Origin of the sequence: Cohnella sp. (assembly GCF_041641335.1) — a bacterium.
In the GTDB taxonomy this organism is placed as follows: domain Bacteria; phylum Bacillota; class Bacilli; order Paenibacillales; family Paenibacillaceae; genus Cohnella.
This window is the reverse complement of sequence record NZ_JBEPYQ010000006.1, coordinates 103,086-111,526: the sequence shown is the minus strand read 5'-3', so window position 1 is coordinate 111,526 and position 8,441 is coordinate 103,086. Positions and strand designations below refer to the sequence as shown.

Genomic DNA, 8,441 nt, shown 5'->3' with positions numbered 1-8,441 from the left:
CACTACTCATGCATCAAACCTAACATGAAAAATTACTCGCCATAATTACCTATATTAGGAATATTATGATTGCTTTTTCGTAGTCAAACACATAAAAGCTCCTTTATTGTAGAAATGACGCGTTATCCATCATTTCTCCAAAAAAGGAGCCCCGCATGGATAACAATAAAAAGATTAGCGTCATTTGTCAATGCCTAAACGTACTTAATGTGTCAGGTTACCGTTCGCCTTTTGATGATCATCGTTCCAAAAAGCTCTTTAGCGGGAATGCCATCGAACTTCATGTCATTGCTCAGTTACTGCAGCTTCAGTCCTACGATGTTATCTCGGAACAGCTTCAGGCACACCCTGCCCTACGCAAAGCCGTTGGGGTGGATTCGATTAGCAGCGCCCAATTGTCTCGAAAAACCAAGGCCTTGTGCACGCAAGGCTTGCAACAGTTGTTCTATGATCTGGTCGCTCGAATCGATACGTTAACCAAGTCCGGTAAAGGGATCTCCGACTCGATCGGTCGACTTCATCTTGTAGATGCAACAGACATCAGTATGCCGCACTACTTGGGCAGGTGGGCACGGTGCGGTTCTCGCAAGACTGCGGTGCGGCTCCATGTTCGTCTCATTGTCGCCGATCCCTACACCACTTTCCCTGACCGAATCATTGGCACGACGGCCAATGTCCAAGAATCGAATCTGACCCTTGAACTGGCGCTCGATCGGGAAGCGACCTATGTCATGGATCGAGGATATGAAAAGCGTACGCACTTCGAACAACTGGTGGCAGACGACATTCGATTTGTCACACGTGTTCGAGATTGTCTTCAGCTATTTCCGGTATCAGATCCCGTACGCGAGCTTCCATGCTCCAATTCCGTTCGTATTCTTCAGGATGCCGATGTGACGATGCGAAAATCAACGACGCATCTGCGACTCGTCGAATTCGAGGATCTTAAAGGACGCCGATATCGTGTTGTGACGAACCGCTGGGACCTAACAGCCTTGGAGATTGCCGAGATCTATAAGAATCGTTGGCTAATCGAGTTGTTTTTCAAATGGGTGAAACAGCATCTCAAGCTGGTTAAATTGCATAGCTTCGAACAAGAAGCGGTTTGGAACCACGTATTTCTATCGCTGATCGCTTATGCCGTCAGCCTTTTGGTCAAACTCGGCTTGCAAACGACCAAGAGTCAATGGGAGGTTTTGAAGCTGCTTCGAGCCTATTTCTATCATAGCTGGCAGCAATTTCTCGCCGCTTTGAATCGGGTCCCGTCAAGGAAATCTAGAGGACGACAGAAGACGGATCGAGTCAAGCTTGTCGAAGAGAATCAGCGCGTCATCCTGCGTTAGGCAACGATAAATGAATATCCAATTTTGTGGAAAATCGCGTCTCTTGTTCCTGCTCTGATTTTTTGGCTTACTGCGAAGAGAGTGGTATGGAAAAATATGAGATCCAATCACAATATTGGATTATGGTTGATCCCTGTGTTGTCATGTGAGGTTTGATGCATGGATAGTGACTTTTTTGGCCCCCAGCTTGGAAGTCGGGTGGCTTTCACTTGTCCACAACTTCATCATATGAGCGGCCATGTAGCAAAAAAGCGCAAGTTCCGGGAGTATTTAACCCTCGAACTAGCGCTTTTTTTGTTCAAGTCTTCGACTGTCCCATACTGTAAAAAACAGCTTATGGTTCAGCCCCTTCGTCTCCGAAGGTTACTTCAAGTACCACCAGCTGGCGACAACAAGTTGTACGGCCAAAATCCCCGGCATGCCGATCGTGAACGAAGCGTGCTTCGTCTTATGCCGCCACATCCTCATCCCCGCGATCGCGCCTATGGAACCGCCGATGGCGGCCCACAGAAACAGCGTTTGCTCCGGTACTCTCCGCCCGCCCTTCTTGGCCCGGCCTTTGTCGTGCCCCATTAAGCCGAATGCGATCAGATTAACGACGATCAAGTATCCGATTGCTGCGTACATTCCCTGTCCCTCCGTGCCATTGTTGCCTCTCGGAGCCTATGGTCGCGGCTCCTGGCTGCTCGACTACTTGACCATTGTAACTCCGCCGGCCGGGTTTGGGTATACGCAACTTCGTCAAGTATTGAACCGCACCGCGAATTCGTTATCGCCTTCCTTCGTCTTCCACCCGTTCCAGCCGGCCGCGTCCGTAACCGAATTCGCCCGGAAAGTCAGCTCGTATCGACGGTTGGCCCGCAGCTCGTCATCCAGCTTCAGCACCGCTTCCGTCACGATCTTGCCCGGATTTCCCTGATCGACGTAATCGATGTCGATGTCTCTCCCCCGCCCGTCTATCTCGCGAAGGTGGAATGCGGAAGCTTTCACGTTTTTGACCGGCTCGCTGAACACCACTTTAACCGTGTTGCGATCCAGTGCGGTCGCCTGCGCGACGAACGGAATCGCATTGTCGACGACCGTGCCGGCGAATACGGCCGTGTCCGCTCCGCCTGCCGTATTCAGCCCGGCTATGCCCGACACGCGCGCGGTGTAGACGTGCCCGGAGCGGAACAGGTCGGGATTGCCGGAGGACTTCGTCCGGTACTGGATCGTAACCGCCCTGTCGCTGCCCGGCTTCCGCTGCACGAACGCGCTCCAGTCGGACATGGACATCGCCGCCCCGTTGTCCGTCATGCTTCCGAGCTTGACGCCGCCGGCGTCCGCGTCGGACAGCGGGCGATTGAACGTCAGCTCCACCGTATTTTTGTTGATCGCAACCGCGCTTTGCAGGCCTGCCTGCTCGACCGGATTGGCCACGCCGCCGAACCTCCAGTTCGTCGACGTATCCATCACGTTGCCCGCCAGATCGGGAATGCCGCTCACCGTCAGCGTGTAATACGTGGCGTCCCGCTGCGGCGTCGTCTTCAGGATAACGGTCCTTCCGTCTCCATCCAGCGTCGCCTGAACGACGTTAAGCCCTTTGTCGATCGAGTAGTGCTGCGTCAGCACCGCGTGCCTCGGATCGATTTTCTCGCTGAACTTCACCGAGATGAGCGCCGTCGTAACGTCGATATTCACTTCCGCCACTTTCGGCTTCGTGCTGTCGTTGCTTCCTGTCAGGTACAGATCGCTGCGCGTATCCATCACGTTGCCCGCAAGGTCTTTCACGTTGCTTACCGTCAACTGGTAATTGCGTCCGTCCGTCTGCTCCGAAGTCGTGAACGTGACTTTGCGCTTGTCGTCGGACAGCTTGACGCCCGTGACCCGGAGACCTCCGTTCAGCCGATAGTTGGCCGCACTCGTCGCCGAGTTTTGTTCCACCGGCTCGGAGAACGTCAGCTCGTACGTCCGGTGAGCCGTTTTGACCGGCTGCGTCACAATCTGCGGCTTCGTCGTATCCTCCTGCGCGGACATATAGCTCCATGTCGCGCCGTCGATCGTGACCGTATGCAGCACGCCTCCGAGCTGCCGGTCCGTCCACAGCACGATGGACATCCCGTCCTGGGAGACCGACGTCTGCAGTACGTTGCGCGTATTGCCGTATACGTCCTTGACGACGAATCTGCCGCGGTCGATCGATGGGTCGTTCGGGTCCGCCCATTGGAACAGCTGGATTTTGATCGATTGATTCGTCAGTTGCTCGACGGAGCGCACGTACAGCGGTTTGACGTGCATCTCCTCGTAGATCTCGTAGGCCGCTTCCACGAGCAAGCCCCGTGTCGCGTCCACCGTGTAGTCGCTGAGCTGCGGAATCAGCTTGCGGTCCAGCGCCAGGCTGACCGCTCCTCTCGCCCAAGCGGAAACGCGTCCCGTAATCGGAGTCGATCCCGATCCGCTCAAGCCGTAGCTCCTGACCAGAATGGCGGCCAACTGCTCGACGGTCACGTTGCTGGTCGGCGAGAACGTTCTCGCCTTCGTTCCGTTCATCAGACCCGCCCGCGTGACCGCCTCGATCTCCTGGAACGACCAGCGCGTCTTCCAGACGTCGTTGTAGCTCGGTGTTGAGCGTCCGGCCGGCAGCTCCAGCAGGCGGTACAGCACGGCGGCCAGCTGCTCCCGCGACATAGGATCGTACAGCCGGGAGCTTCCGTCGGCAAAACCGGTGAAGATGTTCTTCTGCCTAAGCTCCTCGAACTTCTGCTCCGTCGACAGGTTCGGGGCTCCCCAAGCGGCCAAAGGAACGCCGAACGCCATCAGCAGCGCGATCAATCCCGCTACGATTTTTCTCATCCCGCTACCTCCTCTTATCCACCGCCCGCTTAGCTAAGGACGATCAGGTTGCGGCGGTATAGGATATAACGCAGATGAGATACATTTTGTTTCTTTTATGAGAAAAAATTTAGGATATTCAGATACGAAAAGTAACAACTTGTCCATCGCCTGGTGCTGCCATTTCCCCTCCAGCAGCCTGGCTAAACGTCGTTAACCGATTCTGTCGGGCATCGGGCGGAGAATCGGGGACTAGCGGGGCGCGTTAACCGCTTCTGTCGAGCATCGGGCGAGAATTCGGGGCCCCCTACGCGCGTGAAAACCAATTCGGCAAGTGGCGTTCGGGAGTCGCGACTTTCCTGCCGTTCGCCAGCCGCAGCCATGTCTCGAAGCCCGGCTCTCCGCTGCGAAGGCAGATGATTCGTGCGCCGCGCCGGTAAAACCATCTGCCGTAGGTGTTATAGCCAGTCGCTCTGCCGTAAACCAGCTTAATGCCATGCCATTCGCCGAAGTAGTCGTTGATATGGTCGTGTCCGCAAAATACGCCCGTCACCCCTCCCGTCTCGACCAGCGCGGCGAATAGCCCCGAGTTGATCCGCGGAGCGTGCACCTTTTCATAGCGATGGCCGAAGCAGATGCGCGAGTTCCATACTTCGCGGTATTCCGGAAGCGGAATATGCTGGAACAGCAGCGCCGGGACCGGATCGCCCCCGTTCGCCTTCCGAAGCGCTTCCGACCGCTCCCGGTACCAAGCGATCTGATCCGCGCGAATCCAGTCGTACCCGGCCACGCCAGGAAGCTCGGAGTAGGCTCCGCTGTCGACAAAATAGAGCGCCGCTCCCGCGCGCCCCTTCGCATCCTCTATCGTCGCGGCAAAATTGCCGACTCCGGCAACATCGTCCGGTCCAGGCTCCGCAATCGTGCCGTTCAATTCCAACTGCACGCGCATCAGCGTTGTCCGAGACACTTTCCCTTCGCAATCGTGATTGCCGAAGATCGCCGCCCACGGAACTCCGCTTTGTTCGACGACGGACAACGCGTCGCGATATGATCGGACCGGATCGGCGCAGCGCAGGCTGTCGATCACGTCCCCGGTCAGCACGACCAGATCCGGACGCTCTTCCTCCAGCACCCTCTTCATCAAGGAACGGGTAAGCGAATCCTTCTTGCCCCCGTCCGTCCAGTGCAGATCGGTAAACTGCACGATCGTGAACGTTCCGTCGGAGCGAAATTTCAGATTGGCAGCCATCTTCCAACCTCACTATCGCGGTCTACTCTCTTAACGCATCATAGAGCTTGCTTGACATGCTCGAACCCGAGACGCCGGACTTCGACTGAATCGCTTTTCTCGCTTTGTGCAGTTCGTCCTTAAGCCGTTTGTTCTCCTCCAGCAGCGCTTGCGCGTCCCGCTTGGCCGGTTCCTCCGCCGATTCGCCAAGCCTTTCCCCATTAGCGTAGTAGCTCTCCCGTTCGTAATTGCGGAAGGCGATCTCCAGCTCGGGCACCCCCAGCGAACGAACGTGGCGGTCGATGCAAGCCGCGGCGAGGTCCCGCACTTCGGCTCCCCGGTCGAACCAGGCGACCTCGACGAACGGATAGGAAGGAACGATCTCCCCTCCGAACAAAGCGGTCGTATGTAAACACTCCAACATCATATAATCTTCGGGGCACCGGCACACGGAAGCCAGCTCCGCGACCAGCGGCGCGCTAATCGAGCGGACTTGCTCCGGCGTTACGCCCCGGAACAGCAGATGAGGCATGATCCGGACAACTCCTTCTTTAATAAACCGAACTTTTTGAACACGCATTTTAACTATTTCTCCGCTTCGATCCCGAACAAGCTTCGCAGATACGGGGTCAGGAAAATACCTTCAGGGTCCATCGCTCTTCGGCGCTCCTGAAACCTGTCCCACATCGGATAGGCATTCCGCAGCTCCGCGGCCTTCAAGGTATGCAGCTTGCCCCAGTGAGGACGTCCCCCATACCGCAGGAAAATCCGCTCCATATCCGCAAAATAACGCTCGTGAGGCATACCCCGATACATATGTACGGCGATATAGGCGGAATCCCTCGCGTAGGCAGGACTCAGCCAGATCTGATCACCCTTGGCGAAGCGGCATTCGATCGGAAAATGGACACGATAACCGCCGCGTTCCATCTGTTCCCTCATCTCCCGGATGACGGACTCCATCGCCTCGATCGGTAGATTGTACTCCATTTCGTTAAAACGAACAAGCCTCTTCGTCGCATAAACGCGATGGCTATGCTCGACTTTGCTACCGGTCGGCACGGCGGCGGCGCACAGCCGGCTTACCGGCGCGCTCATGCGCGGCACCCATCGGCACAGGCCCGACAAAGCGCCGAACACGACGTTTTCCAGCACGACATCGCTCAGGTATCCGGTTATTTTGCCCGGAGTGGCCGGCTCCTCCGTCTCGTTCATCACTTTAAGCTGACACGGCTCCGCGTACGGGAACCAGTAAAATTCGAAGTTTCGGTGCTCGCGGGCCAACTCGTCCAATCGCCCCAGGCAGTCGGACAGCGGCACGCGGGCGCTCTCGTATTTCAGCTTGTACGAGGGCCGCAGCCGCAGCGTCACCTGGACGATCACGCCAAGAGCGCCGAGCGAAATCTGCAAAGCCTTGAACAGCTCGGGATGCGACTTCTCCGTCACGTCCAGCACTTCGCCGGTACCGGTCACGACCGTCAGGCCGACTACCTGCGTAGAAATGTTCCCGAACGCCAGCCCGGTTCCGTGCGTGCCGGTGCTGATCGCGCCCGCGATCGACTGGACGTCGATATCCCCGAGGTTCTCCTGCGCCAGCCCTTCCGAATGCAGCAGCTCTCCGAGCATGCGCAGCTTCGTGCCGGCCCATACCGTTGCCGTGCAGACTTCCCTGTCCACATGCAGTATGCCCTGCATCCGGTCCAGCGAGACAAAGACGTCGTCCGACGCGGCGACCGCCGTGAACGAGTGTCCCGAGCCGAGCACGCGCAGCGTTCTCCCTTCGTTGCGGCACAGCTTGACGGCGTCCACAACTTCTTCGATATGCAGAGGATACAGAACCGTCCGCGGCGTCGCGCTTACGATTCCCGACCAATTCCTCCACTTGCGTCCGCTCTTCATCATAAGAAGTTTTCCCCCATGCCCCTATAGGTCGCAAACCGGTCGACGACGGCTCCATCGGAGACGACGTACAAGGAATCGAATCTTTCGCACAGCTCCCCCGCCTTCGCATGACGGAAAAACACGGGATCGCCGAGCGCGAGCTCCGTCTCCGCGTTCCCCTTGCGGAGAAGCGGCGTCTGTACTTCTCCCGCTCCTTCCAGCGGCAGCAATTCCAGTCCTTCCGGCAAAAAAGGTTTCGGGAGCTTCGTCCTCTCCGCCGCCCCGGAAGCGACGTATCCTCCCCCCATGCAGGTGACGATGTCCGCGCGCGGCTTCCTGACGACCTCGACGGCGAATCCGGCTGCCGGAGCATAGCGGAAATCGCGGTAATAATCGAACAACCCCGGCGAATAAAAACCCGAGCCCGCCGTCAGCTCCGTCACGACCTCTTCCTCGCGGGAGCTGGCCAAGCTCCCGGTGCCTCCCGCGTTCACGAGCGCGGGAGCCGCGTTCATCGCGCGAAGCTTCTCCACGATTTCCCTTCTGCGTTCCGCCACCTCGCGGATCGAGTGTTTTTTCATCAAGCGAATCAGGCCGTTCTTAAGCGCGGCGCCGGGAGCGCTGTCCCCGACTCCGGCGATCTGGGCCTCGTAACCCATAATGCCTTCGAGCCGCACCCATTCGGACCGGACGATCCGCTCCGCGACCGGGCGCACGTTATCCCATCCGCTCAGAGGGGAGCGCCATACGCCGAATCGCAGTCCCGGATAATCGGACGACATGTCGATATCGAGGCACAACGGCACGCGCACTCCGCGCGCCAGGGCAAACTGCTCGATTCGCTCGACATGTTCGAGACAATCCGTCATAAAGACGATTCGGCGCCCTTCGCCGATCAGATCGACCAAGCGTCCGATACCCGAAGCCTCCCAAGTCGGATAACCGAGCAGCAGATCGTCGAACCCTTTTCCCGCCAGAAAACAAGCTTCCGCCGCCGAGTAACACATCAAGCCTTGGAACCGGTCGTCCGATCCTAAAATGTAGCGAAGCGCCTCCACGGAACGGATCGACTTGCTGGCGATCCGGATCTTCTTGCTCCCGGCCGCGGCGGCGATATGGCGAATGTTGAGATCCAGCAAATCCCGGTCCAAATAAGCGAACGGCATCGGAACATTCGC

7 protein-coding genes are annotated in these 8,441 nt (G+C 57.4%); 1 reads left to right on the top strand and 6 read right to left on the bottom strand.

Annotation, left to right across the window (positions count from 1 at the left end):
• Nucleotides 1-155: 155 nt before the first annotated feature.
• A complete protein-coding gene (locus tag ACESLM_RS03430; protein ID WP_372629964.1) occupies nt 156-1,343 on the top strand; it encodes an IS4 family transposase in 1,188 nt (395 codons plus the stop codon).
• Nucleotides 1,344-1,706: 363 nt separating this feature from the next.
• Here the strand turns inward: ACESLM_RS03430 and ACESLM_RS03425 are convergent, their stop codons facing one another.
• The 6 genes from ACESLM_RS03425 to ACESLM_RS03400 form a co-directional block, all read right to left on the bottom strand.
• Nucleotides 1,707-1,970, bottom strand: a complete 264-nt coding sequence (locus tag ACESLM_RS03425) for a DUF1294 domain-containing protein (RefSeq protein WP_372629963.1) — start codon at nt 1,968-1,970, stop codon at nt 1,707-1,709.
• Between the two features lie 114 nt (nt 1,971-2,084).
• The gene (locus ACESLM_RS03420; RefSeq protein ID WP_372629962.1) at nt 2,085-4,175 is read right to left on the bottom strand and encodes an Ig-like domain-containing protein; all 2,091 of its coding nucleotides are present in this window, start codon (nt 4,173-4,175) and stop codon (nt 2,085-2,087) included.
• 286 nt (nt 4,176-4,461) lie between these two features.
• Nucleotides 4,462-5,403 (bottom strand): metallophosphoesterase family protein, encoded by a 942-nt coding sequence (locus ACESLM_RS03415; protein WP_372629961.1) that lies wholly within the window; start codon nt 5,401-5,403, stop codon nt 4,462-4,464.
• Nucleotides 5,404-5,425: 22 nt separating this feature from the next.
• On the bottom strand, nt 5,426-5,962 hold the full coding sequence (locus ACESLM_RS03410) for a DUF1904 family protein (protein WP_372629960.1): 537 nt from the start codon (nt 5,960-5,962) through the stop codon (nt 5,426-5,428).
• A 5-nt stretch (nt 5,963-5,967) separates the two neighbouring features.
• Nucleotides 5,968-7,284, bottom strand: a complete 1,317-nt coding sequence (locus ACESLM_RS03405; protein ID WP_372629959.1) for a D-arabinono-1,4-lactone oxidase — start codon at nt 7,282-7,284, stop codon at nt 5,968-5,970.
• Nucleotides 7,281-8,429, bottom strand: coding sequence for an alanine racemase (locus ACESLM_RS03400; protein ID WP_372629958.1), 1,149 nt, complete (start codon nt 8,427-8,429; stop codon nt 7,281-7,283). Before ACESLM_RS03400 ends, ACESLM_RS03405 begins: the two co-directional genes overlap by 4 nt.
• Nucleotides 8,430-8,441 lie beyond the last annotated feature (12 nt).

Excerpts from the sequence above, each read along its gene's own strand:
- ACESLM_RS03415 (WP_372629961.1), bottom strand. The coding sequence starts at position 5,403 with ATGGCTGCCAATCTGAAATTTCGCTCCGACGGAACGTTCACGATCGTG.
- ACESLM_RS03400 (WP_372629958.1), bottom strand. The coding sequence starts at position 8,429 with ATGCCGTTCGCTTATTTGGACCGGGATTTGCTGGATCTCAACATTCGC.
- ACESLM_RS03430 (WP_372629964.1), top strand. The coding sequence starts at position 156 with ATGGATAACAATAAAAAGATTAGCGTCATTTGTCAATGCCTAAACGTA.
- ACESLM_RS03405 (WP_372629959.1), bottom strand. The coding sequence starts at position 7,284 with ATGATGAAGAGCGGACGCAAGTGGAGGAATTGGTCGGGAATCGTAAGC.
- ACESLM_RS03410 (WP_372629960.1), bottom strand. The coding sequence starts at position 5,962 with ATGCGTGTTCAAAAAGTTCGGTTTATTAAAGAAGGAGTTGTCCGGATC.
- ACESLM_RS03420 (WP_372629962.1), bottom strand. The coding sequence starts at position 4,175 with ATGAGAAAAATCGTAGCGGGATTGATCGCGCTGCTGATGGCGTTCGGC.
- ACESLM_RS03425 (WP_372629963.1), bottom strand. The coding sequence starts at position 1,970 with ATGTACGCAGCAATCGGATACTTGATCGTCGTTAATCTGATCGCATTC.